The sequence below is a fragment of the Streptomyces sp. NPDC096311 genome, assembly GCF_044763085.1.
GTDB lineage: Bacteria > Actinomycetota > Actinomycetes > Streptomycetales > Streptomycetaceae > Streptomyces.
The window spans coordinates 3,866-26,474 of the sequence record NZ_JBIWFN010000041.1 but is presented as its reverse complement, the minus strand read 5'-3'; the positions used below and the strand labels follow the sequence as shown (position 1 = coordinate 26,474).

The window sequence follows — 22,609 nt, the reverse complement described above, 5'->3', positions numbered from 1 at the left end:
ATCCCTCTCATCCGCCTTTCACCCACAGCTCATACGGTGGGTCCATGACGCAGGTGACTCCTCCCGGCTGGTATCCCGACCCCGGGCAGACAAGTGACAGTCCCGCCACCGAACGCTGGTGGGACGGCAGGACATGGACGGACCAGACCCGCCCCGTCGGGTCCGCCGCCGCATGGGGTCCCCCGACGCACCCGCCGGCCGCCGGACCGTATCCGGCGCTCGCTCCGGGCGCCCCGCGGCGCGGACTGCGTACCGGCATAGCCGTCGCCGCAGCGATCGCGGTCCTCGCGGGCATCGGGGGCGGGGTGTACGCCCTGACCAAGAGCGACGGCAACGGTGGCAACAGCGCCACTTCCCAGGGCTCCGGCGGACAGAACGGCGGCCAGGGCGGATTCGGCGGCCAGGGCGGCGGCAACGGGGGCCTCGAGGGCGGACCGGGCGGCGGTTCCGGGGGCCAGACCCCGGCACCGGGCCAGTCCGGGCAGCCGCAGCTCGAGGACGGCTACGCCACCGACCTGATCAGCGGCATCAGCGTGCCGGTGCCCGACAACTGGACCGGCGGCAGCACTACGACGGGTGCCGTGCTGTCGACCAAGGACACCTACAAGTGCCCCGGCGACACCTCGCAGGAGTGCCAGCGGGGCGGCGCGTACTCGGCAACCGCCGCGGCACAGAAACTGAAGTCCACCACGGCGGAGGCGGCGGCCAAGGAGGACATCTCCAAGAACGCCACCGAGTCGTACGGCAAGGGCTACGGCACGATCACCTCGCACACGGAGCTCGCCTCCAAGGCGGTCACCGTGGCCGGCGAGAAGGGCTACCTCGTCCGCTGGAAGGTCGTCACCAGCAAGGGTGACGACGGTTACGTCGAGTCGCTCGTCTTCCCGTCCCCCGCCGACTCCAAGTCACTGATCGTCGTCCGCTTCGGCATCGACGTCAGCTCCAAGGCGCCCAAGGAGTCCGTGATCGATGACATCACCAAGGGCATCAAGGTGGCGTCGGGAGTCAGCGGCAACGGGCAGAACGTCTAGCCCGTAAGACCGTGTAGCCCGTAAATCCGTCCCCCGGACATGGATCGGCCGGGTGGGGTGCCCCTCCGCTCAAGAGGAACCCCACCCGGCCGGGGGTGCGCGCCGCCCCCGTCCCCACGGTGCGGCGCGTGCAGGCCGACGTCCGGTCATCCCGCGGACGGCGACCTGGGTCTCAGGTCAGGCCGAGCGCCGGAATCACGACAGCCTCGACGAATTGTGTGAGATACGCCGCATCGGCGTTCCGCCCTTCCAGCACGGGACGAACCCGCACCACACCGAAGAGCTGCGCCGGGATGAACTCCAGCGCCGGGTGGTCCGCGGCGACCTCGCCGCGGGCGACCCCGCGGGCGAGGATCTCCTTGACCGCGCCGATCTCGGGCTCGACCAGCGCGTCGCGCAACGCCTCCTGCAGTTCCTTGTCCTGGAACACGGCGTGGCCCAGCGCCTGGTGCAGCTGGCTGTCGCGGCCCGACCAGTTCCCCGCGGCCTGCGCCATCGCGCGCAGGTCCCCGGCGAGCGTGCCGGTGTCGATGCCCGAGAAGCGCGGACAGCTGTTGGCGCGCAGGGCCGCGGCCACGAACTGCGGCTTCGTCTTCCACTGGCGATACAGCGTGGACTTGCTGCACCGGGTGCTCGCGGCCACGCCCTCCATGGTGAGCGAGTCATAGCCGCACTCGCGGATCTGCTCGAGCACGGCGTCGTAGAACTCCTGCTCACGCTCGGGCGTGATCTTGGAGCGGCGCGAGGCGACGACCGTCTCCGGTCCGTCCGCGGCCTGCGACGTCATGGCTCATCTCCTCGCTCATGTGGGTGGCTCGCCTGGTGTTCCGCTTCACACAGTGTATATCGATACGCCACTGTACCGGTACGCGTCCGTATCGGTACAGTGGCGTATCGGAACACCTTCGTATCGGTACACTTCCGTATCGATGAGCCTTGGACAGGACCCACTCCGCTGTCGAGTGAATCTCGAGTGATCGAGTGGATTCTGTCCTGGGCTCACCGCGCACCACCCCAAGCAACACCGTCAGCAAAGGGGCCGGGGGATGGAATCCCGAACCGAGCCTGCGGAAGCAGAACCAGAGCCGGCCGCGGCGATACGGCGGCCGTCGCCGCACGCCACCGCGGCACGGCCGCCTCTCGTACGTGAGCTCCTGCTCGTCGTAGGACTCTTCCTCGTCTACAAGGTCGGCAGGCAGGTGGCCGACGGCCACACCGCCGAGGCCTTCCGCAACGCGAACCGCGTGTGGGACTGGGAGCGGACGCTCCACCTGCCGGGCGAAGGCTCCGTACAGGGCGCGCTGCTGCACAGCGACACCCTGGTGCACCTCGCGAACACCTACTACGCGACCGTGCACTTCCCGGCCACCGTGGCCTTCCTGGTCTGGATGTACCTGCGGCGCCCGGTCCACTACGTGTGGGCCCGCCGGGTCCTGGCCGTGGTCACCGCCGCCGCCCTGGCGCTGCACCTCACCTTCCCGCTCGCCCCGCCCCGGCTGCTGGCCGCCGCGGGTCTGGTGGACACCGGACAGGTGTACGGGCCCACCGTCTACGGGGCGCACCCGGCGACCGACGAGATGGCGAACCAGTTCGCGGCGATGCCCTCGCTGCACTTCGGCTGGGCCCTGATCGTGGCGATCGGCCTGATCGCTGCGACCCGCTCCCGCCTGCGCTGGCTGTGGCTGCTGCATCCGCTGCTCACCCTGCTCGTGATCGTCGGTACGGCGAACCACTACTGGCTCGACGCGATCGTGGCGACCGCGCTGCTCGGCATCGCGCTGGCCGTGATCCGTCTGCCGCGCGGAGCCGGGGCGACCGAGGCGCACGGCCCTGCCGCCGCCGACGAGGCATCTGACGAAGCCGACGGAGGAGCCGGGAATTCCGGCGGGGCCGGCGGTGCTGGCGAAAAGGAATCCGTACCGGAGCTCGTGGGGGCAAGACGATGAACGCCACACTCGCCGCCGTGGTCCTCTCGCTCTTCTCGGCCGTGGCGTACGCCGCCGCGGCCGTGGCCCAGGAGCGGCTGGCCTCCCGGACGACCGACTCGGGCATGCTGCGGCTCCTGGGCAGCGGGGCCTGGTGGTGGACCGTCGTACTGAACGCCTCCGCCGCGCTGCTGCACGTCGCCGCGCTGAAGTACGGCACGCTCACGCTCGTACAGCCGCTCGGCGCGCTCACCCTGGTGGCCGCGGTACCGCTCGGCGCACGGGTCGCCGGACGGCGGGTCAGCCCGGTCGAGTGGCGCGGTACCGCGCTCACCCTGATCGGACTGTCCGCGCTGCTGGTCACGGCGTCCGGGCCCGCGCCCGACGACGTTCTGAGCGTGCCGCAGGCGCTGGGCGTGGCCGCCTCGACGGCCGCCCTGATCGGCATCCTGTCGCGGCCCGGCACCCGGCCGGGGCTGCGGCACGCGACCGCCTCCGGGTTCGCCTCGGGTGTCGCCTCCGCTCTCACGCAGACGGTGACCGTGGCGGTGACGGACCGCTCCGGACCGCTGCTCAGCGCCCAGGTGATCGTGGTGGCCCTGCTCGTCGCCGCCTTCGCGGCGGGCGGACTGCTCCTGTCGCAGATCGCCTACCGGGGTGGTCTCGGCGCCCCGCTCGCCGTCGTGACGCTCGCCAACCCGGTCGCCGCCGCGGCGATAGGCCTCTTCCTGCTCGGGGAGCAGTTGCAGGGCGGCCCGGCCGGCCTGCTGCTGGCGGCCCTCGGCGCGGGCGTGGCGGCCTGGGGTGTGGTGACGCTGTCCCGCTCGGTGCCGGAGCCGGCGCTGCCCGAACCTCTGGTGGACGCCGGGGACGAGCACCCCGTCGCCGCGGTGCTGGCGCTGGAGCCCGGATCGGCGGCGTACGAACCCTCGATGCTGCCGAAACAGCCCGGCTCCGGTCAGCTGACGCCCCTGTAGGGCTCCCGCAGGGCTCTGGGAAGGCTTCCAGGAGCACGTACGACAACACGTACGACAAGAAGGGTGGCCGCGGAGAGTTCCGCGGCCACCCTTCTTGTCGTGTGCCGGTTCAGCCCAGCCCGCGGGCGTCCTGCTTGAGCGCCGTGTCGACGGTGAGCGCCGTCGCGATGACGAGGCTCAGCAGGGGCTCGGGAAGCTGGTAGTGGATCTGGAGGACGTAGTTGTCCGCCGTGGTGAACATCGTCTTGGCGAGGCCTTCCCAGGTCTTGGTGATCCGGGCGACCTCGTTGTCCGTGTGGTCGACGATGGCGAAGTTCCAGGCGCGCCAGTTCTCCGCCTTGATCGCGCCGACCTGCTGGCCGTTGACGTTGATCGCGAAGTTGATCTTCCCGATCATGTTCTGCTGCACGATCTCGCCGACGGGCTGTCCGTCCGGACGCTCCACGACCACCCGCGACTTGATGATCTTCGCGGGACGCGTGAGCCGCAGCACCGGCTGCCCGTAGGCGTCACGGATCTCCAGCTTGTGCGTCATGTACTGGTCGAGGCTGGAGACGAAGCGGATCGCCTTCTTCAGGCCGCTCTGGCCGACCTCGACGACCGCGCCGAGCAGGTTGCCCTGCTGGTCCATGACCTTGTACTCGTTGGTCAGCTCGATCAGCTTGGCCTTCTGGTTCACCACCAGGACCGGCTCGGTGAACAAGGTGCCACCGCCGGCACCGCCGCCCGCGACACCCGCCTGCTGCTGCACCTGCTTCTGCACGCGAGGGTCGGCGGCCGACGGCTGTCCGTACGGCTGCTGGGCCTGCTGCGGAACCGTCTGCCCCGCCGGGGCCGCCTGGTCCGCATTGGTGTGCTCGGTCCACTGCGAGCCGTCCCAGTAACGCAGCGTCTGGGGCGCCCCGTGCGGATCCGGGTACCAACCTGCAGGAGTGTTCGAATGCGTGGTCACCGGGGCACACTACCGTGAGCCGGCCGGAAATTGACCAGAGCCGAGATATCCATCAGAAGGTGACGATCGCCGGGTCGCTCACACCCGCGTGACCGTTCTCGACATGTCCGGCGAACCGCCTCAGGAACCCCGCGTCCGCCGTGGACACGACGGTCAGGTCGTACCAGCGCCGGCTCGCCCGCAGGTCCACCGTGTGCCGCACGGTCGCGCCCGCCCGCACCTTGAACGAACTCGGCCGCCCTCCGTAGCCGCCTGCGAGCTTGAGCTCGACCGTGCCGGAGCCCTTGTTGGTGAAGGTCAGCTCCACGTTCTCGCCGACGTGGCGCGCGGTGACCTCGGGTCCCGCGGTCTTGCCGGGGCCCTTGAAGACGCGCAGGAAGCCGTTGGGACCGTGCACCGTCAGGTCGTACGAGCCGCCGGAGTACGCCGAGTTCCAGGTGTCGGAGACGGTCTTGCCGGCCTCGGTGGTGTACGTCCAGGGGCCGTCGGTGCGGTTGCCGGAGGTGACGAAGAAGGCGGCGCCGGCCTTGGCACCCGAGCCGAAGGCGAGCGTGAACTTCCCGGCCGCCGCGTCCGCCGAACCGTCCACGAGGGGTGCGTACTTGAGCGGGCGGGCCGGGCGCGAGCCACGCTCCTGCCGGGGCAGCACGGGGTTCGCGGGCGGGGTCGGCACATAGTCGGGGTGCCGGTCGTGGTCCGGCGGCTGGTAACCGTCGGTGTCCGGCAGCGTGACCGGCTTGGTGTCCTTGCACGAGAAGTCGAAGGCGGCGGTGAGGTCACCGCTGATCGCGCGCCGCCAGGGCGAGATGTTCGGCTCGTGCACGCCGAAGCGGCGCTCCATGAACCGGATGATCGAGGTGTGGTCGAGGGTCTCGGAGCAGACGAAACCGCCCTTGCTCCAGGGCGAGACGACGAGCATCGGCACCCGCTGGCCGAGTCCGTACGGTCCGGCGGCACGGCCGGCGTCGCCCTTGTAGAGGTCCGGGCCGACGTCGACCGTGGACTTGCCCTGCGCGTCCGACTGGGGCGGGAACGGCGGCACGAGGTGGTCGAAGAAGCCGTCGTTCTCGTCGTAGGTGATGAACAGGGCCGTCTTCGCCCACACCTCGGGGTTGGAGGTCAGCGCGTCCAGGACCTGGGAGATGTACCAAGCGCCATAGTTGGCGGGCCAGTTGGGGTGCTCGGTGAAGGCCTCGGGCGCGACGATCCACGAGACCTTGGGCAGCTTCTTGCCCTTGACGTCGGCCTTCAGCTGGTCGAAGAAGCCCTCGCCCTTGCGGGCGTCGGTGCCGGTGCGGGCCTTGTCGTAGAGCGCGTCACCGGGCTTGGCGTTGCGATACTGGTTGAAGTACAGCAGCGAGTTGTCACCGTAGTTGCCGCGGTAGGCGTCCGGGATCCAGCCCCAGGAGCCGTTCGCGTCGAGGCCGTCACCGACGTCCTGGTAGATCTTCCAGGAGACCCCGGCGGCCTCCAGCCGCTCCGGGTACGTCGTCCAGTCGTAGCCCACCTCGTCGTTGCCGAGGACCGGGCCGCCGCCCTTGCCGTCGTTGCCCGTGTAACCCGTCCACATGTAGTAGCGGTTCGGGTCCGTGGAGCCGATGAACGAGCAGTGGTACGCGTCGCAGATGGTGAACGCGTCTGCGAGCGCGTAGTGGAACGGTATGTCCTCGCGCGTCAGGTACGCCATCGTCGTCGACGACTTGGCGGGCACCCACTTGTCGTACTTGCCCGCGTTGAACGCGGTGTGCCCGTCGCTCCAGCCGTGCGGGAGGTCCTGGATGAACTGCAGGCCCAGGTTGTCGGCGGCGGGCCGGAAGGGCAGCACCTCCTTGGTGCCGTCCGACTGGTGCCAGACCGACTTGCCGCTGGGCAGCGTGGACGGGCGGGGGTCACCGAAACCGCGGACGCCTCTGAGCGAGCCGAAGTAGTGGTCGAAGGACCGGTTCTCCTGCATCAGCACGACGATGTGCTCGACATCGTCGATCGTGCCGGACCCGTGGTGCGCGGGCAGGGCGGCGGCGCGCTCGATGCTGTTCGACAGCGCGGTGAACGCCGCGGTACCACCGGCGAGTTGGAGGAAGCGGCGTCGGTTCACTTGAGGCATGACTGGGTGACCTCTTGTCCTGACGTGGTGCTGCGGATGGGACCTGCGCGGGGGGAGTGTTCCAAGAGGAACGAATGTCGGGGAAGACCCCGTGGCGCCGGTGTGACGCGCAGGGGTCCGCGATGCGAACACCAGCGCGCGTGCCGTCCGCGCCGATGCGCGGTCTCAGACGCCCTTGCGGAGCAGGGCGGCACGGGTCACGGATTCAGACGCCCTTGCGGAGCAGGGCGGTGATCTCCAGGCCGGTTTCCCGGTCCAGCCTGCCCGGGCAGTCCACGCCCAGCGCGAGGGCCAGATCACGGCCGTGGAGGTCCACCGCGGACTCGACCAGCTCGGCGAAGGCGTCCATCGCCGACCGGCCCCGGCGCGCCCCGAGCATCGCCAGGCCCAGCGCGATCAGGGCGGACGGCCACCACAGGACGGCGACCAGCAGGTACGGCAGGCTCCAGGCGGCGAGGCGGACGGCGTCGTCGTAGACCTCCCGCGCGGTGCGCAGTTCGGTGCGGGTGTCGGCGGACAGGACGAGCCAGAGCCGGGACCAGGCGGAGTCGAGGTCGAGCCGGTAGGCCTGGTGGACGCGCAGGTCGAGGGCGCGGACGCGATCGCCGGTCCAGCAGGGGTGGGCGGGCTCCACCAGGGAGATCCGGTTGCGCACCGCGGCGAGTCGCGCGAGCTCTCGGACCGTGCCGGGGTCGAGGGGCGGCCCCTGTTCGACGGCTCGCGCCTCCACCCGCGCGTAGGCGTCCTCGGCCGCCCGCCACCTCCCTCGCCGACGCTCGGTCAGCCGCTCGCCGAGCGGCCGTACCGGTGCGGGCCAGTCCCCCGTCCAGAGCCGCTCCACCGCCCCGCCGAGCGCCTGGGCGAGGAGGCCGAGCCCGGCCGAGGCGACCACCGTCGCGGAGGCCGCCAGCACCACGCCGCCGGTCGACCGGCTCGCGGGATGCCCGGCCAGGTCGTCGAGCGCGCGGGTGACCCGGCCGACGTCGTACCAGTGCGCCTGGCCCAGCAGCCGCCCCGCCCCGGTGACCGCGAGGAACAGCAGCCCCGAGGGGACGAGGTGGGTGAGCCAGCGCGCGGCCAAGTTCTTGCCCAACTCGGCGAGCACGGCGTTCATGACAGCCTGCGGCGGCGCATCGGCTCGCCGTGCAGCCGGCAGGTCTCCGGCACCGGCTGGTTCCGGGCCGGGGTCCGGCGGTCACAGCGGTCCCCCGGGCAGACGTACGCCTCCACCACCGGGTGCCCTTCCACGGCCGCCGGGAGCCCGCCGATTCCCGCGCCCCGGGTGAACGCGCGCAACCCGGCCGCCACCCCGCAGCGGCGCAGCAGTCGGTGGAGCGCGGCCTGTGGACCCGCCGGGTCGCCGTTCCCCCGCAGCGCCCCGAGGATCTCCTCCAACTCCGGCCGGCGCTCAGCCGGCACAAAGCCCCTGATCTCGTCCAGCCGGGCGCAGATGACCGACCGCACCGCCCTCGACTCGCCATCCCCGTCGCCGTCGCCGTCGCCGGTGCGGATTTCCGCCATCCTTGCAACCTCCTTACATGGCAACCGAGTTGAGAGGATACTGGGCGATCACCGACGGTCACGGGGGGTGATGGCGATGTTCTGGCGTCGACGCACGCGGGCACGGAGAGCGGAACAAAGCGGATCGGACGGACCGCGGTTCACGTTCAGGGTGATGCCCTCGGAGGCCGAGCTGCGCCGGGCGGCCGAGACGGGCTCCCCGCAGGCCCTGAACCAGTACGGCATCAAGCTGCGGCTCGACGGGCGCCTCGAGGAGGCCGTCGAAGTACTCACCGGGGCGGCGGAACAGGGCAGCCAGGACGCCACCGCCAATCTCGCCCTGACCCTGCTGTCGCTGGGGCGCGACGACGAGGCCGCCGCGTGGTTCGACCGGAACGGGCCGTTGGGCGAGGCGATGGCCCGACGCATCCGCGAAAAGCGCGACGAGCGTGACGCTCCGGGCTCCCCTGGGCAGCACGGTTCCTGATGTCCGCCCCGTACGACCTGTTCGGCGCACCCGGGTACGAGCAGTTACTCGCGGTGCTCGGCGCCGCCGAGGAGTCGCACACCCGGTACGAGCGCACCGGCCGGCTCCCGGACCTGGAACGGGCCCTGGTCCTCTTCGACGCCGTGCTCGACAGGACGCAGAACATCGACCTCCGCGGCGCCGCCATGAACGGGGTCGGCACGGTCCTGTGGTCCCGCTATGAACGGTTCGGCGAACCGGCCGACCTGGACGGGGCCATCACCCTGTTCCGCGAGGCCCTGGCCCCGTACGGGGTGGAGGTCACCGTCGCCACGCCCTCCTATTGGACGAACCTCTCCGGCGCGCTGCGGCTGCGATGGCTGCGTACGCACGACGCCCGGGACCTGACCGCCTCCGTCGACGCGATCCGGACGGCCCTCGACTCGACCCCGGTGCGACGCTCCAACCGTCTGAACAGCCTGGGCGACGCACTGCTGAGCCTCTATCACCTGCACGGCGACTCCGCCGCGCTCGCGGAGGCCGTCGAAACCTTCCGGGCGGCGGTGGCCTGCGCCGAGCCGGGAACGGAGGAGCAGACCTGGGCCCGCTCCAGCCTCGCCGAGGCGCTGCGTCTGTATCACCACCAGTCCCCCGACGGCGCCCCGGAGGCGCTCGACGAGGCGGCTCTGCTGGCGCGGGCGGTCCTCGCCGCGGTCCCGCGGCGCCATCGGCTGTATCCGCGGTTCCTGTCGAACCTCGCCTCGATCCTGGCCGAGCGCCATCAGGCCCGGGCGGACCCCGTCGACCTGCGCGAGGCGGCCAGGGCCGCCCGCCGGGCGGTCGCCGCGACCCCGGCGGGCCATCCCAACCTGGTGCAGCGCAACGCGGTGCTGGCGACCGTGCGGCGTCTGGAACTGATCGGCGCGGCAGATGTCGCCGCGCCCGCACCCGGGGGTGTCGAGGGTGGCGGCGGACGCCGTTCGACGCGCCGCGAACGGCGGGCGGTACGCGCATGGGTCCGGGCCACCGCCGAGGCGTACGCCACGACCCCCGAAGGGCACGCGCTGCGCGGGCTCGCCCTGCTGAACCACGGTTCCGCCCTGGGCATGCGGGCGGTGACCGAGGGCGATCCGCACGCCCTTGCGGCGGCGATCGACCTGTACCGGAAGGCCGCGTCCGACCCGACCATGGACGTCAGCGTCCGGGTGGGCTGCGCGCACCTGTGGGCGCTGAGCGTCATCGGCGGCGGCGAGAGCGGCTCGCCCGACGACCACGCCGCGGCCATGGAACCGTTCCGGCTCGCGGTCGAACTGCTGCCGCGCACGGCGTCGTACCGCATCGGACGCATGGACCGCGCACGCCAGTTGGGCAAGTTCGCGGGTCTCGCGCAGGACGCGGCGGCCTGCGCGCTGGAGCTGGCCGACCCCGAACTCGCGCTGCGGCTCCTGGAGCAGGGCCGTGGCGTGCTGCTCGCCCAAGCCCTCGGCGCCCGCGCGGACACCACGGACCTGCTGAGCCGTCTGCCGGACGAACTCGCCGCCGAGCACGCCCGGTTGATCCCCCAGCTGGACCGCCCCGAAGCCGCCGCCTTCATCTCGTCCGGGCCGGCCGGGGCCGGCCCCGGCCACCCGGCCCCTGGCACCCCGCTCGCGGGCGAGGACCGGCACGCCCTCGCCGAACGGTGGGACCGGCTCGTGGCGGCGATCCGACGCGAGCCGGGCTTCGGGGACTTCCTGCGGCTCCCCCGCACCGCCGAGATGCTCGCCGGACTCGGTGACGAGGGCCCGGTGGTGATGGTCAACATCAGCCCGCTGCGCTGCGACGCGCTCGTCCTGCGCGAGGGACGGGTGCGGTGCGTACCGCTGACGGCGCTCAGCCATGCGGAGGTGGTCCGCCGGGCCGACGCCTTCCTCGCCGCCGTCCGTACGGCGGGCGACGCCGGCCGGCCGTTGTCCCGCCAGCGCGACGCCCAGTCCGAGATCCGGGAGGCGCTCGCCTGGCTGTGGACGGCGGTGGCCGAACCGGTCCTGGACGCGCTCGGGCGCCGCGCCGACGACGGGCCCGGCGGGGAGTCCCCGGGACGGATGTGGTGGATCCCCACCGGCCCCCTGACCGCCCTGCCCCTGCACGCGGCCGGGCGCCACGAGAACGACCGGGACAACCTGCTCGACCGTGCCGTCAGCTCGTACGCCCCGACCGTCAACAGCCTCGTCCACGCCCGGCGCCGCCAGGGCGCACGACGGGACCGGCGGCCGACCGCCCCCACGGCCCCCCTGGTGGTCGCCGTGCCGGCGCCGCCGGGCGCGGGGCTCGTGCCGCTGGAGGGCGCGCGGGCGGAGGCCGCCCTCGTGGCCGCGCGACCGGGCGCCCGTCTGCTCCTGGACGAGCAGGCGCTACGCCGGACCGTGCTCGACGCACTCCCCCACCACCCCTGGGTGCACTTCGCCTGCCACGCCGTCGCCGCCGACGACGGGGCCGCGACCGGCCAGGTCCTGCTGCACGACCACGACACGGCCCCGCTCACCCTCACCGACATCGCCCGGCTCCGGCTCCCGGCCGCGGAACTGGCGTACCTCTCGGCGTGCGAGACCACCCGCGGCCGCGGCGAGTACGCCGACGAGGCGCTGCACATCACCGGCGCCTTCCACATGGCCGGCTTCACCCACGTCATCGGCACCCTCTGGGGCGTCGACGACGACACCTCCCAAGAGCTCGCCGAGCGCTTCTACGCGGCCTTCGACCCCCGGCATCCCTTCCCACGGGACACGGCGTACGCGCTGCACGCCGCGGTACGCGCCCTCCGCGACGCCGACGAGGGCTACCGCCTGAACCCGAGCCTGTGGGCGCCGTACATCCATGTGGGGCCGTAGGGGCCGCAGGCGTATCGGAGGGTCTCGTCCAGGGCAGCGGTCCGTGCGACCTCGACGTCAGCCCGGTCCAGGGCCACTCCCGCATGGGCGCCCGGCGGCCATCCATGCGGCGTACTCCTGGCGGACGTAGGGGCGGCGGCCGGGGTCCGGAGTGATCGCGTCGGGGTGGTGCGGGCCGGCCACCAGGCCGGGATGGCGGCGGTCGTGCCGCGCGAGTTGTTCGGCGGTTCGTGCGGCGGCGCCGACCGGGCCGGGGCCGGGGTTGCCCAGGGCCATCCGGTCCATGAGAGCAGCCCTGCGCAGCAGCCAGGCGCGTTCGGCGGCCGTCGCATCGACCGGCGGGCCGGTGACGGTCCGGACTCGGCGGCCGTCGCGTTCGGCTCCGAGGGCGAGTACCTGGTGCATCTCGCGGCGCAGGTCGGGCGCGTTCGCGTACGCCTCGTGCGGAGGCGGCGCGTCGATGACCTCGGCGGTATGCGGAGTGACCCCCATCCTCACACCTCCGCCGGTACGCCGAGGCCGCAGCGTCTGCACGGCACCGGGTCGTGGTCGCCGTCGTCGAGAGCCGACAGGTTCGCCGGGGAGGGCACGAGCACCTGCGCCGGGCCCAGGCAGCCATCGACGGGGCACGGCTTGTGGGTCGCGAAGGCGCCATCGGTACGGTCATCGGGCGATCCGGTGCCGGTCATGCCGAGCACCTCAGGCAGGCTCGGACTTCGCGGCCGCTGCGCGTCTGGTGGACCTCGGTGGACTGTGCGAGGTGCTCGACGATGCCGGTGCCGCGGCCGTGTTCGTCCGGGGCGATGTCGGGGCGAAGGTGCTCCACGGCCATTCCGGAGTCACTGACCACTATGTGCAACGTGCCGTGGTCGAGGACGAGCAGCAGGGTCATGCGCTCGCGTCCGTACTGGGCGGCGTTGGCGGCGAGTTCGTCGACGATGAGAACGGCGGAGTCCCGTTCGCTCGCGGGAACACTCCAGGTCTGCAGCAGATCGGCCGCGAAGTGACGAACGGCGGAGACGTGCGCCTCCTGCGCGGGCAGGGTGAGCAGCGCCTGGTGGCGGCAGTTCCGGGTGAGCAGCGAGCTCGGGCGGGGGGAATCAGTTACAAACATGGTCTTCTGACTCTTCTGTGGATGTGCGGAGACCGGAAATGGGGGGACCGCCAATGACTTCGCGGGGCGGTCGGTAGGCCGGATCCTGCATAGGAGCGCTCATTCGGTTCCACGGGCGGCGCATGCCGAACGGTTCGAGTTGTTCGCGCCTTTGCTCAATTTCTTTCGGGTCAGGTCAATGCCGAGGCCAGGCCCTATTGAGGCCAGGGCGTCGCCTTTGACCTCCTCCCGGCGGAGGTGGAGGTGAACGCCGCACCTCCCGGCACACCGTCAGGAGTCGGCTCCGGATACGCCGGGAGCCCGCCCGACGCCACGTCGGGCGGGCTCCCCGCCCCCTCACGCCTGCATCGTGACCAGCTTCTGACCGTTGCCTGCGACGATCTCGAAGTGCTCGATGTCTCCCGGAGACATGGCGACCGCGCCTGTGATCGTGGTGCCGGGAGGGTACTCGCCCGCCCGCCAGCTGGCGCCGTCCACCCTGGCTCCGCCGGGCCCGACCGCCTGCAGCCGGCAGGTGATTCCGGCCGGCGCCCCCTTGGCGGAGACCTGCAGGACACTGCCCCAGGCAGAGGGCGAGACCTTGACCGAGGCGGTGACGCCGGTGGCGGGATCACTTCCGGAGAAGGTGCGCCAGGCAGTCGGCGCGGTCGGCCCGGGCTGCGTCGCCTGACTGCCCACCGATCCGGTGGCCGCCAGCCAAGTGCCGCCGGCCGCTGCCGCGATGAACGTCAGGGAGGCGGCGACGCCGGCCAGTTGCAGACGCCAGGTCTTGCGGCGCCGGGCCGCGGCCTGCTGGAGCAGCCTCTCCAGCACACCCACCTGCGGCACGGCGGGCACGGCGGGCCGTGCGGGCGAGGAGCCCTGAGCGCTCTCGGCTGCCCGCGCCACCAGCCGGTCGGCCAGGTTCGCGTCGGCCGCCGGCGCCGTCCGACCCGCGGCTTCGGCTGCGGTCACCGTCGCCAGCAGCGTGGGCAGTCCCGCCAGCTGGGCGTGTTCCGCCCGGCACTCGGCGCATCCCGCGAGGTGGGCGCGCGCCTGTTCCATTTCCGCCGGGGACAGCGTGCCCAGGACGTATCCTCCCAGCGCCAGCCGGAGGGCGTCGTGCTCCGCGCTCATGCTCATGGTCGCCACCTCCTGCATGCCACGGTCATGGCTCGATGCCTCGTTCCAGCAGCGCCAGCCGCAGGGCGTGCAGGGCGTAGTACGTCCGCGACTTCACGGTGCCCAGCGGGACGCCCAGCACCCGGGCGGCCTCCGCCATGGTCCGGCCCCGGTAGTAGGTCTCCAGCAGGACCGCGCGATGATCCGGGGACAGCGTCCGGATGGCATCGGCCACCGCCCAGCTCTGCAGTGCCTGCTCGATCTCGTCCTCGCCCGGCGCCTGCTCGGCGGCTCTCTCCAGCGCCTCGCCGCCGACCTCGGCCGGTCTGGCCTGCCGGGCCCGGTGGGCGTCGATGACCAGGTGCCGGGCCACCGTGCACAGCCATGCCCGCGCCGGGCCGCGTGCCGGGTCGAACGCGGCGGGATGCTGCCACGCTCGCAGCAGCGTCTCCTGCACGACATCCTCCGCCCATTGCCAGTCTCCTGAGGTCAGTCGCAGCACGTAGTGGAACAGGGGGCCTGCGTGCTCCGCGTACAGAGTGCGCAGCAGTTCCTCGTCTGCGGTCGAAAGGGTCCCTTTACCAGAGACACGGTGCGCGGAGTCATCCGGATCGGTCCTTTGGTCACGCTTTCGGGAACTCCAGGGCATAAGACGATCATCGCGTACATATATCCCTTTGTCGTGTAACGCACGGCGCGGTGCAGGTGACACTCCGCGAGCGGAGCACCCGGGCGCGGACTGATCTACGGCGATCACCAAGAAACGTCATAAAAAGTGCATATCTACCGAACCGAGCGCCGCCGTCGCCCGTGGAGCCAGACAAGAGCCGATTCACGCGGCACTCCTCCTCCGCTCCCCACACTCCACTCCCCCACGACAAGGAGGGATCAGCGGTGACCGAGAGACACGACGCGGCGCGCTCGCCCATGGCACCGGCCACACTCGCCCCGCGCACACCACGACAACGGTCCTGCGGAGCGCTCGACGCAGACGATGCGCCACGCGCGGCCCCGGACGGGGAACTGCCGCATGCCACCTGCGACTTCGCGGCACGCGAGGGCGGACGCACGGCGCGGCGCATGGCTGGGCGGCCGGCCGGCACATTCCCCATCCCCGTCTTGATCAGTGAGGAACGAACACCATGTACCTGAACTTTCGTGCACCAGGCCAACGATCACGCGTCGCGGCCGGGTCGGCCGTCGCCGCCGTCGCGTTGGGGCTCCTCAGCGCATGCGGCCAGTCGTCGCCTTCCTCGTCCACCGCAACCGGCGCCCTCACACCCGGTCCAGCTCAGCACCGGATGGCCGGGATGCCCGGTGCCGCCGGAGCCGGGAACACGGCGGGCTCCGCTCCCGGCACCTCGCCGATGCCCAGCATGAGCATGCCCATGAGCCCCCCGAGTCCGGGCGCGCAGGCCGCGCCGGTGACCGGGGACGCCGTGGCGATCAAGAACTTCGCGTTCTCCCCGGCCACGCTCAAGGTCACAGCGGGCACGACGGTGACCTGGACCAATCAGGACACCGACGCCCACACCGTCACCAGCGCGGGATCGGGCGGCCCGTTGCATTCGGCAGCCCTGAACACCCACGCGACCTACAGCTACACGTTCACCAAGCCCGGCACCTACTCCTACCTCTGCACCATCCATCCGTTCATGACCGCCACCGTGGAGGTGACCTGATGACCGGTTACTACGACAGCCATGACGCCGCACCGGTCGGCGATGCCGAGCAGCCCGCCACGGAGCACGGCATGTCCCGGCGCCAACTCCTCCGCCACGCGGGGTGGTTCGGCGGCGCCGTGGTGCTGACCGTGGCCAGTGGAGAGGTGATCAGCCACATCGCCGACTCCCGGGAGAGCAACTCCCTGGCTCCCGCCGGAGCCGCCACGGCAGCGAACGGCTCGCTGCGGTTCGTGCAGGTGTCCGACAGTCATATCGGGTTCCAGGGCCCGGCGAACATGGACGTGGCCGGCTCGTTCACCGAAGCGATCAACCAGGTCAACTCGCTCGGATTCAGGCCCGACTTCGTCATGCACAGCGGCGACCTGACCCACCTGTCCACGGCCGCGCAGTTCGACCAGGTCAAGCAGATGATGACCGGTATGCAGACAGACCGTGTCTTCACCGTACCGGGTGAGCACGACTCCATCGGCGACGCAGGCCGCGCCTACCGGCAGACCTTCGGCATGGGCACACTCGGCGACGGCTGGTACAGCTTCGACACCCACGGCGTGCACTTCATCGCCCTGGTCAACACGCTGAGCCTGGAGAAGCTCGGCCATCTCGGCACCGACCAGATCGACTTCGTCCGCAAGGACATCGCCGGACTGTCGTCGGACACCCCCATCGTGGTCTTCAGCCACATCCCGCTGTTCGCGATGTATCCGCAGTGGGGCTGGAGCACCGATGACGCCCTCAAGGTCATCGCCCTGCTGCGCCGCTTCTCCTCCGTGACCTGTCTCAACGGGCACGTCCACCAGCTGTTCACCAAGACAGAGGGCAACATCACCTTCCACTCCGCCACCACCACCGCCTACCCCCTGCCCAAACCGGGCCGCGCCCCCGCCCCCACACCCCAGGTCGTCCCCGCCCGGCAGCTCAAGGACGCACTCGGCATCCGCACCGTCGGCTACAACCAAGGCGACCGCGAACTGGCCATCAAGGATCGGAGGCTGGCATGAACACCCACAGACTCCTCGCCCCCGCCCTGCGATCGGCGATCGCCGCCACCCTCGCCGCCGGCGGATACATACACGCCCAGCTCTACGTCGACGAGTACCGCTTCATCCACATCATCGGCCCCCTGTTCCTGCTCCAGGCCAGCGCCTCCTTCGCCCTCGCCGCCCTGCTGGCGAGGGGAACACCGCCCCTGCTGCTGAGGGCCGCCGCGGCCGGCGTCACGCTCGGCGCCCTCGCCGGCTTCACCGCCTCACGCACCGTGGGCGTCTTCGGATTCACCGAACACGGCCTGCAACCTGCCCCACAAGCCGTCCTCAGCCTCCTCACCGAAACCGGCACGCTGCTGCTCCTCGCGATCTGGCAGATGACCGTGACAGGGCAACACCGCGCGGGATGGCGCAGAACCAAGGAGCATCCGCGACCACCAGCAGCCAGAGCAACTCTCTGAACAGCCAGTTCACGGAAGCCCTTCCGCCTGACAGAAGCGGCCTCGCCGAGTGGCCGCAAGCGTCACGACCCTGATCGGGGCAACCGTCGCCCCGCCGGACATGCTGACGCCAGGCCAGTAGGCCTGGCGCCAGCAAAACAGGTGAGGCTCTTCCCGAGCCGGTAGCTGCCGGAGGCGTGGGTGAGGTCACCGACGACGGCGGGGGCGATCTCCAGCTCCCGGTAACCGACCGATCCGGCCGCCTGGTTGATGCCGGCGAGCCCGTTGACGAGCCAGGCGTCCACTTGACCGAGGAAGTGGTGGTTCTGCGAGCCGGAGCCGTCCAGGGACTCGGAGAGGGTGGTGTGACCGCTGGTGACGAGGGAGCCGTAACCGGGTGAGGTGGGGTTCACGACCATGTCGTAGATGACGTCGTCGCGTCCTCCCGCGTGCAGGGACCGGAAAAGCGGGCCGAGACCGACCGAACCGCTGGTGATGTGGTCACCGGCCTTACGGACGGAGGCGACCAGCCGGTCGAGGACCTGCTGCCGGTCGGCGGCGGGCACCAGGCCGGCGTCCAGCGCCATCGCGTTCGCGGTCTCGCTGTCGCTGCCGTAGTAGACGCCCTCGGCGTCCTCGTGACGGAACCTGGTGGTGAACTCGCCGGCCAGGCCTGAGGCGAGCGCGTCGTACTTCGACTCGTCCGACTCCTTGCCCAGCACTCCCGCGATCTGCGCCATGTCGTGCGCGGCCGTGAAGTAACCCGCGAGGACCGCCAGTTGCATGGGCGTGGTGTTGTCGCCGGCCGACCAGTCGCCCAGGCCCGGGATGTCACCCTTGTTCGCGGCCTTGTTGGCGGCTTCGTAGGCGAGCCACTTGACCATGTTGTCGTAGTACAGCGACATGGTCCGCGTGTCCCCGTAGGTCTTGTAGAGCTGCCAGGGGATGCGGATGACGGCACTGCCCCAGTTGACCTCGTCGAGGAACTCGATCGTCCCCTGCGGATACTGGAGCTTGACGGGGGCGACCCGGTGGAACTCCGGCGCGATGTTCGCGATCAACCCCGGTGACTCGTCGCATGAGCTGCTGCTTCGCGGGCGCGTCCGTAGCCACCGCACCCTGGTGACCGCCATACGCATCGACGGCCAGTGGCCATGCGGCCTGCTTCGTCAGGACGGGCTACTGCCGGCCGTCGGGCTCGGCACCTCGGCGGGAGCCGGGATGTGTTGCTGAAGCCGGAGGAACGCGGGGGCGTGCGGCGAGGTGGGGGCGAGAGTGTAGGTGACGATCGTCATCCCGGGGTCGGCTGGGATCTCGAGGGCGTCGTAGTCGAGGTCGAGGTCGCCGACCGTGGGGTGGTGGAAGTGCTGTTGTCCGCTGCGGTAGTACTCGACGTCGTGCGCGTCCCAGCGGGTTGCGAATTCGGTGCTGTGGGTGGCGAGTTCGTCGATGAGGTCGGCGAGGTCGGTGTTACCGGGCGTGCGGGCGGCTTCGGCGCGCAGGCTGCCGACGGCGTCGTGGGCGATGCCGTCCCAGTCGCGGTAGAAGCGGCGGGCACGCGCGTCGAGGAAGACGAAGCGGGCCAGGTTGGGCGGCTGTTCGACGGTGTCGAGCGCCTCTTCGTACAGGACGCGGGCGAGCTGGTTGGTGGCGAGGACGTCAAGGTGGGCGTTGCGCACGAACGCGACGGCGCCGGTCATGGCATCGAGGACCTGCTGGATGCTGTCGCGTACGTGCAACGCGCCGCCGTCGCGGCCATCGGCGCGATGAGGAGCGTTGGCGGCGCGGACGAGGGCGGTCAGGTGGGCGCGTTCGACGTCGTCGAGCTGGAGGGCACCGGCGAGGCTGTCGAGGATCTCCTCGGAGACGCCGCCCACGTTGCCGCGCTCCAGACGGGTGTAGTACTCGATGCTGATCGCGGCGAGCTGAGCGACCTCTGAGCGCCGCAGCCCGCTGACCCGTCGGCGCCCGCCGAAGTCGGGCAGGCCGGCCTGCTGCGGCGTGAGGCGGGCACGTCGGCTGGTGAGGAAGGTGCGGATGTCCTCGCGGACGGTGTCGGTCGGCACGGCTTCAGCGTAGGACACCCTGGTGCGGGGGGCCCTGCCAGTACCTCTCCCACCAAGGACTCCCAGGTCAGATGGGGTGCGTGGTTCTTTGGATGGGTGACCGGGCCAGCGAGTCCGGTACCTGTCCCCTTCAAGGAAGGACCACGCACCGTCATGCCTCTCACCGCTTCCCCGCACCGGTCGTCGGAGGCGGGCGTGTCCGCAACCAGCCGGCACGCCACCGCGACGCTGGCGGCCGCCGTCCTCGGCTTCTTCGTGATCACTCTGGATGCGACGATCGTGAACGTCGCCCTGCCCTCGATCCGTGACGCACTGGGCGGCGGGATCACCGGCCTGGAGTGGGTGGTCGACGCCTACACGCTGATGTTCGCCGCGCTGCTGCTCTCGGCCGGTGCCCTCTCGGACCGGATCGGCGCGCGCAAGGCGTTCGCCGGCGGCCTGAGCCTGTTCATCGTCGCCTCGGTGGCTTGCGGGCTGGCCCCATCGCTGCCGCTGCTCATCGCCGCGCGCGTGGTCCAGGGCATCGGAGCGGCCGTCACCATGCCCACCTCGATGGCACTGGTGCGCCAGGCGTTCCCCGACCCGGCCCGCCGGGCGCGCGCGGTGGGGGTGTGGGCGATGGGCGGTGCCGTCGCCGCCGCGGCGGGCCCGGTGCTCGGCGGTGTGCTGAGCCTGGCCTCCTGGCGGATGATCTTCTGGATCAACCTGCCGGTCGGCATCCTCACCCTTGTGCTGCTCGCTCGTACGCCGCATTCGCCGACCCGGCCGGCGCCGTTCGACTGGATCGGGCAGGTCACCGCCATCCTGGCGATGGGCGGCCTCACCTTCGGCGCGATCGAGGCCGGGGCGGCCGGGTTCACCGCGCCGCACGTGCTGGCCTCGCTCGGTATCGCTGTCGTCGCGCTGGTCGCGTTCGTGACCGCGCAGGCGAAGGTGGCCCACCCGATGGTGCCGCTCACGCTGTTCCGTTCGCCGACCGTGGTCGTCGCCACCGGCATCGGGTTCGCGTTCATGGTCGGCTTCTACGGACTGCCGTTCCTGTTCTCCCTGTACTTCCAGCAGCAGCACGGCCTGTCCGCGCTGGGCGCCGGGCTCGCGTTCCTGCCGATGATGCTGCTCGGCGCGTCCCTGACCCCGTTCTCGGCCCGGATCGCCGAGCGCACCGGCCCGCGGGTGCCGGTCATCGCGGGACTCATCCTCATCGCGGCCGGTTCGATCGCGCTGGCCACGGTGCCGGCCACGGTGCCGGTGTGGGTGACCGCGCTGCTGCTGATCCCCATCGGCCTGTCCGGGCCGCTGGTGATGCCGCCGACCACCGCGCTGCTGCTTGAGCACGTTTCCGCAGACCGGACCGGCACCGCCAGCGGCGTGTTCAACACCAGTCGGCAGATCGGCGGAGCCCTGGCCGTAGCCGTCTTCGGCGCGCTGCTGTCCGCCTCGGCCGGCTTCGAGCACGGCCTGCGCATCAGCCTCCTCCTGGCCGCCGCCGTGGCCCTGGCCGCCGCGCTGGCCGCCCCCCGCATGGGCGCCGCCCGGCGTGGCGACGCCTGATCGCCTGAACCGCACCGGCAGACATACCCGCCGAAAAGGACAACGGGGCGAGCGAGGCCGAGCTGATCGAGGCCATCACCCACCTCGCCTTCTCCACCGGCCGGCCCCCGCGCCATGACCGCCATGCGCGTGGCCAAGGACCTCTTCCGCGGCTGACCCGCCCCGTCGGCACGGCGCGAACAAGCGCGCCTGCGCGGCCCGCACAACCCTCGTACAAGCAAGGAGACACCCGATGGAGCTGCTGGAGCGGCCCGCCACCCGCAAGCTGCCGGAGAAGCTGTTCACCGGAGACGCCTGGGCCGATGTCATCTACCGCGGCGAAGAGCCGTCGAACACGCGGGCGAACGCGGTGCACTTCGCACCCGGTGCCCGTACGGCCTGGCACTCCCACGCAGTGGGCCAGGCGCTCTACATCGTCGAGGGCATCGCCCTGATCCAGTCCCGCGGCGGCAGGATCCTCGAAGCCCACCCGGGCCAGGTCATCTGGACCCCGCCGGGCGAGGAGCACTGGCACGGCGCCGCCCCCGACCACTTCATGACCCACATCGCCCTGTGGGAAGGCGACGACGTCACCTGGCTCGACCACGTCACCGACGCCGAATACGCCGCGCCCCCCGCACCCGCGACCTCTGACCCACCCCCCGGACACCACCGACAAGGAGCATCCCGCCATGCGCGCAGCAGTCCTCTACGGCCCGAAGGACGTACGCGTCGAGGAACGCGCCGTACCCGAGATCCTCAAGCCCACCGACTGCGTGATCCGCACCTTCGCCACCTGCGTGTGCGGCTCGGACCTGTGGGACTACCGCGGTATCAACCCCGCCAAGGATCCCGCCCCCGTCGGCCACGAGTACGTCGGCATCGTCGAGGAAGTCGGCAACCAGGTCACCACGGTACGGCCGGGCCAGTTCGTCGTCGGCTCCTTCTTCGCCAGCGACGGAACCTGCCCCAACTGCCTCAACGGCTACCCCAGCAACTGCCTGAACCGCGAATTCGTCGGCGGCTGCCAGGCCGAGTACATCCGCGTCCCACTCGCGGACGGCACCTTGGTCGCCACCCCCGAACTGCCCACCGACGCCCAGGTGCCCGACCTGCTGGCCTGCTCCGACGTCATGGGCACCGGCTGGTGGGCCGCCGTCGCCGCCGGCGTGCGGCCGGGCGACACCGTCGCCGTCGTCGGCGACGGAGCCGTCGGCCTCTCGGCCGTGCTGGCCGCCCGCGAGCTCGGCGCCGAACGCATCATCGCCATGTCCCGCCACGAGTCGCGCCAGAAGCTGGCCACCGAGTTCGGCGCCACCGACATCGTCATGGAGCGCGGCGACGAGGGCGTGGCCCGCATCAAGGACCTGACCGGCGGCATCGGCGCCGACCGGGTCCTGGAGTGCGTCGGCACCGAACAGTCCACCCAGCAGGCCCTGAACTCCACCCGGCCCGGCGGCGGAGTCGGCATCACCGGCGTCCCCCACGGCGTCACCCTCGACGGCGCGGCCCTGTTCTACTCCCACGTCGCCGTGCAGGGCGGACCCGCCCCCGTACGCCGCTTCCTGCCCGACCTCATCGACCGCGTCATGACCGGCCGCATCAACCCCGGCCGCGTCTTCGACCTCACCCTGCCGCTGTCCGCGGCCGCCGAGGGCTACCAGGCCATGGACGAACGCCGTGCCATCAAGACGCTTCTGCGTCCCTGAGGCATCGTCCGTGTTCGTGCTTCGACGTGGGGGGGGGGGGGCCCCCGGCCCCCCCCCCCCCACACACCCCCCCCCCCCCCGGGAGTGGGGTTAATCGAAACCCAGATACCACCCCCCCCCCCCCCCCCCCCCGGCCGCGGGCGCGGGTGGTGGGGT

At 71.4% G+C, this 22,609-nt stretch carries 22 protein-coding genes and 1 pseudogene; 11 read left to right on the top strand and 12 right to left on the bottom strand.

The genetic code is table 11. The features are described from left to right. Positions 1–44 precede the first annotated feature (44 nt). Complete coding sequence (locus tag ACIRA5_RS51575; RefSeq protein ID WP_403705071.1) at positions 45–1,031, top strand: DUF2510 domain-containing protein; 987 nt, start codon at positions 45–47, stop codon at positions 1,029–1,031. A 172-nt stretch (positions 1,032–1,203) separates the two neighbouring features. Here ACIRA5_RS51575 and ACIRA5_RS51570 read toward each other — a convergent pair whose 3' ends face one another. Further along, the gene (locus tag ACIRA5_RS51570) at positions 1,204–1,818 is read right to left on the bottom strand and encodes a TetR/AcrR family transcriptional regulator (protein WP_054236092.1); all 615 of its coding nucleotides are present in this window, start codon (positions 1,816–1,818) and stop codon (positions 1,204–1,206) included. A gap of 259 nt (positions 1,819–2,077) precedes the next feature. Here ACIRA5_RS51570 and ACIRA5_RS51565 point away from each other — a divergent pair, with 259 nt between their 5' ends. Both ACIRA5_RS51565 and ACIRA5_RS51560 read left to right on the top strand, forming a co-directional pair. Then, positions 2,078–2,977 carry a phosphatase PAP2 family protein gene (locus ACIRA5_RS51565; RefSeq protein ID WP_403705068.1) on the top strand — a complete coding sequence of 300 codons (900 nt, stop codon included), beginning with the start codon at positions 2,078–2,080 and terminating at the stop codon, positions 2,975–2,977. Beyond that, positions 2,974–3,933, top strand: a complete 960-nt coding sequence (locus tag ACIRA5_RS51560; protein WP_403705065.1) for a DMT family transporter — start codon at positions 2,974–2,976, stop codon at positions 3,931–3,933. The genes ACIRA5_RS51565 and ACIRA5_RS51560 overlap by 4 nt, the downstream gene beginning before the upstream one ends. Positions 3,934–4,042: 109 nt before the next feature. Here ACIRA5_RS51560 and ACIRA5_RS51555 read toward each other — a convergent pair whose 3' ends face one another. From ACIRA5_RS51555 to ACIRA5_RS51540, 4 genes are all read right to left on the bottom strand, one after another. Then, positions 4,043–4,885 (bottom strand): phospholipid scramblase-related protein, encoded by an 843-nt coding sequence (locus ACIRA5_RS51555; RefSeq protein ID WP_403705062.1) that lies wholly within the window; start codon positions 4,883–4,885, stop codon positions 4,043–4,045. Between the two features lie 52 nt (positions 4,886–4,937). Next, positions 4,938–6,989 (bottom strand): phosphocholine-specific phospholipase C, encoded by a 2,052-nt coding sequence (locus ACIRA5_RS51550; protein WP_403705060.1) that lies wholly within the window; start codon positions 6,987–6,989, stop codon positions 4,938–4,940. A 205-nt stretch (positions 6,990–7,194) separates the two neighbouring features. Further along, positions 7,195–8,103 (bottom strand): hypothetical protein, encoded by a 909-nt coding sequence (locus ACIRA5_RS51545; protein WP_403705057.1) that lies wholly within the window; start codon positions 8,101–8,103, stop codon positions 7,195–7,197. Then, entirely contained in the window at positions 8,100–8,510 is a 411-nt protein-coding gene (locus ACIRA5_RS51540) for a hypothetical protein (protein WP_403705054.1), read from the bottom strand. The genes ACIRA5_RS51545 and ACIRA5_RS51540 overlap by 4 nt, the downstream gene beginning before the upstream one ends. Positions 8,511–8,664: 154 nt before the next feature. Between ACIRA5_RS51540 and ACIRA5_RS51535 the strand changes: the two genes are divergently transcribed. Then, a complete protein-coding gene (locus tag ACIRA5_RS51535) occupies positions 8,665–8,976 on the top strand; it encodes a hypothetical protein (protein ID WP_352047681.1) in 312 nt (103 codons plus the stop codon). Then, a complete protein-coding gene (locus ACIRA5_RS51530; protein WP_403705050.1) occupies positions 8,976–11,825 on the top strand; it encodes a CHAT domain-containing protein in 2,850 nt (949 codons plus the stop codon). The genes ACIRA5_RS51535 and ACIRA5_RS51530 overlap by 1 nt, the downstream gene beginning before the upstream one ends. 57 nt (positions 11,826–11,882) lie before the next feature. On the opposite strand, the gene ACIRA5_RS51525 is transcribed toward ACIRA5_RS51530, so the two are convergent. From ACIRA5_RS51525 to ACIRA5_RS51505, 5 genes are all read right to left on the bottom strand, one after another. Then, positions 11,883–12,317 (bottom strand): hypothetical protein, encoded by a 435-nt coding sequence (locus ACIRA5_RS51525; protein WP_403705047.1) that lies wholly within the window; start codon positions 12,315–12,317, stop codon positions 11,883–11,885. Positions 12,318–12,319: 2 nt separating this feature from the next. Then, entirely contained in the window at positions 12,320–12,514 is a 195-nt protein-coding gene (locus ACIRA5_RS51520; RefSeq protein ID WP_403705044.1) for a hypothetical protein, read from the bottom strand. After that, positions 12,511–12,939, bottom strand: coding sequence for an ATP-binding protein (locus tag ACIRA5_RS51515; RefSeq protein ID WP_403705042.1), 429 nt, complete (start codon positions 12,937–12,939; stop codon positions 12,511–12,513). Before ACIRA5_RS51515 ends, ACIRA5_RS51520 begins: the two co-directional genes overlap by 4 nt. Positions 12,940–13,275: 336 nt before the next feature. Beyond that, positions 13,276–14,061 (bottom strand): zf-HC2 domain-containing protein, encoded by a 786-nt coding sequence (locus tag ACIRA5_RS51510; protein WP_403705039.1) that lies wholly within the window; start codon positions 14,059–14,061, stop codon positions 13,276–13,278. Between the two features lie 25 nt (positions 14,062–14,086). Continuing rightward, positions 14,087–14,689, bottom strand: coding sequence for a sigma-70 family RNA polymerase sigma factor (locus ACIRA5_RS51505; protein ID WP_352047675.1), 603 nt, complete (start codon positions 14,687–14,689; stop codon positions 14,087–14,089). Between the two features lie 739 nt (positions 14,690–15,428). Between ACIRA5_RS51505 and ACIRA5_RS51500 the strand changes: the two genes are divergently transcribed. The 3 genes from ACIRA5_RS51500 to ACIRA5_RS51490 are packed head-to-tail and all read left to right on the top strand — an operon-like array spanning position 15,429 to position 17,169. Then, on the top strand, positions 15,429–15,722 hold the full coding sequence (locus ACIRA5_RS51500) for a plastocyanin/azurin family copper-binding protein (RefSeq protein WP_403705036.1): 294 nt from the start codon (positions 15,429–15,431) through the stop codon (positions 15,720–15,722). Next, entirely contained in the window at positions 15,722–16,723 is a 1,002-nt protein-coding gene (locus tag ACIRA5_RS51495; protein WP_403705033.1) for a metallophosphoesterase family protein, read from the top strand. Before ACIRA5_RS51500 ends, ACIRA5_RS51495 begins: the two co-directional genes overlap by 1 nt. Further along, complete coding sequence (locus ACIRA5_RS51490; protein WP_403705030.1) at positions 16,720–17,169, top strand: hypothetical protein; 450 nt, start codon at positions 16,720–16,722, stop codon at positions 17,167–17,169. Before ACIRA5_RS51495 ends, ACIRA5_RS51490 begins: the two co-directional genes overlap by 4 nt. Before the next feature lie 62 nt (positions 17,170–17,231). On the opposite strand, the gene ACIRA5_RS51485 is transcribed toward ACIRA5_RS51490, so the two are convergent. Together ACIRA5_RS51485 and ACIRA5_RS51480 are read right to left on the bottom strand one after the other, a co-directional pair. Beyond that, a complete protein-coding gene (locus ACIRA5_RS51485; protein WP_403705027.1) occupies positions 17,232–18,209 on the bottom strand; it encodes a hypothetical protein in 978 nt (325 codons plus the stop codon). Positions 18,210–18,317: 108 nt separating this feature from the next. Continuing rightward, positions 18,318–19,214 carry a helix-turn-helix transcriptional regulator gene (locus ACIRA5_RS51480; protein ID WP_403705025.1) on the bottom strand — a complete coding sequence of 299 codons (897 nt, stop codon included), beginning with the start codon at positions 19,212–19,214 and terminating at the stop codon, positions 18,318–18,320. Between the two features lie 153 nt (positions 19,215–19,367). Between ACIRA5_RS51480 and ACIRA5_RS51475 the strand changes: the two genes are divergently transcribed. From ACIRA5_RS51475 to ACIRA5_RS51465, 3 genes and pseudogenes are all read left to right on the top strand, one after another. Continuing rightward, positions 19,368–20,765 carry an MFS transporter gene (locus ACIRA5_RS51475; protein WP_403705023.1) on the top strand — a complete coding sequence of 466 codons (1,398 nt, stop codon included), beginning with the start codon at positions 19,368–19,370 and terminating at the stop codon, positions 20,763–20,765. A gap of 232 nt (positions 20,766–20,997) precedes the next feature. Next, positions 20,998–21,273, top strand: a pseudogene (locus ACIRA5_RS51470) (cupin domain-containing protein); the annotation flags it as partial. A gap of 163 nt (positions 21,274–21,436) precedes the next feature. Beyond that, the gene (locus ACIRA5_RS51465; protein WP_403705020.1) at positions 21,437–22,453 is read left to right on the top strand and encodes a zinc-dependent alcohol dehydrogenase family protein; all 1,017 of its coding nucleotides are present in this window, start codon (positions 21,437–21,439) and stop codon (positions 22,451–22,453) included. Positions 22,454–22,609 lie beyond the last annotated feature (156 nt).

Excerpts from the sequence above, each read along its gene's own strand:
- ACIRA5_RS51545 (WP_403705057.1), bottom strand. The coding sequence starts at position 8,103 with ATGAACGCCGTGCTCGCCGAGTTGGGCAAGAACTTGGCCGCGCGCTGG.
- ACIRA5_RS51540 (WP_403705054.1), bottom strand. The coding sequence starts at position 8,510 with ATGGCGGAAATCCGCACCGGCGACGGCGACGGCGACGGGGATGGCGAG.
- ACIRA5_RS51530 (WP_403705050.1), top strand. The coding sequence starts at position 8,976 with ATGTCCGCCCCGTACGACCTGTTCGGCGCACCCGGGTACGAGCAGTTA.
- ACIRA5_RS51565 (WP_403705068.1), top strand. The coding sequence starts at position 2,078 with ATGGAATCCCGAACCGAGCCTGCGGAAGCAGAACCAGAGCCGGCCGCG.
- ACIRA5_RS51495 (WP_403705033.1), top strand. The coding sequence starts at position 15,722 with ATGACCGGTTACTACGACAGCCATGACGCCGCACCGGTCGGCGATGCC.
- ACIRA5_RS51465 (WP_403705020.1), top strand. The coding sequence starts at position 21,437 with ATGCGCGCAGCAGTCCTCTACGGCCCGAAGGACGTACGCGTCGAGGAA.
- ACIRA5_RS51475 (WP_403705023.1), top strand. The coding sequence starts at position 19,368 with ATGCCTCTCACCGCTTCCCCGCACCGGTCGTCGGAGGCGGGCGTGTCC.
- ACIRA5_RS51575 (WP_403705071.1), top strand. The coding sequence starts at position 45 with ATGACGCAGGTGACTCCTCCCGGCTGGTATCCCGACCCCGGGCAGACA.
- ACIRA5_RS51490 (WP_403705030.1), top strand. The coding sequence starts at position 16,720 with ATGAACACCCACAGACTCCTCGCCCCCGCCCTGCGATCGGCGATCGCC.
- ACIRA5_RS51505 (WP_352047675.1), bottom strand. The coding sequence starts at position 14,689 with ATGCCCTGGAGTTCCCGAAAGCGTGACCAAAGGACCGATCCGGATGAC.
- ACIRA5_RS51515 (WP_403705042.1), bottom strand. The coding sequence starts at position 12,939 with ATGTTTGTAACTGATTCCCCCCGCCCGAGCTCGCTGCTCACCCGGAAC.
- ACIRA5_RS51525 (WP_403705047.1), bottom strand. The coding sequence starts at position 12,317 with ATGGGGGTCACTCCGCATACCGCCGAGGTCATCGACGCGCCGCCTCCG.
- ACIRA5_RS51560 (WP_403705065.1), top strand. The coding sequence starts at position 2,974 with ATGAACGCCACACTCGCCGCCGTGGTCCTCTCGCTCTTCTCGGCCGTG.
- ACIRA5_RS51520 (WP_403705044.1), bottom strand. The coding sequence starts at position 12,514 with ATGACCGGCACCGGATCGCCCGATGACCGTACCGATGGCGCCTTCGCG.
- ACIRA5_RS51510 (WP_403705039.1), bottom strand. The coding sequence starts at position 14,061 with ATGAGCATGAGCGCGGAGCACGACGCCCTCCGGCTGGCGCTGGGAGGA.
- ACIRA5_RS51500 (WP_403705036.1), top strand. The coding sequence starts at position 15,429 with ATGAGCCCCCCGAGTCCGGGCGCGCAGGCCGCGCCGGTGACCGGGGAC.
- ACIRA5_RS51535 (WP_352047681.1), top strand. The coding sequence starts at position 8,665 with ATGCCCTCGGAGGCCGAGCTGCGCCGGGCGGCCGAGACGGGCTCCCCG.
- ACIRA5_RS51570 (WP_054236092.1), bottom strand. The coding sequence starts at position 1,818 with ATGACGTCGCAGGCCGCGGACGGACCGGAGACGGTCGTCGCCTCGCGC.
- ACIRA5_RS51550 (WP_403705060.1), bottom strand. The coding sequence starts at position 6,989 with ATGCCTCAAGTGAACCGACGCCGCTTCCTCCAACTCGCCGGTGGTACC.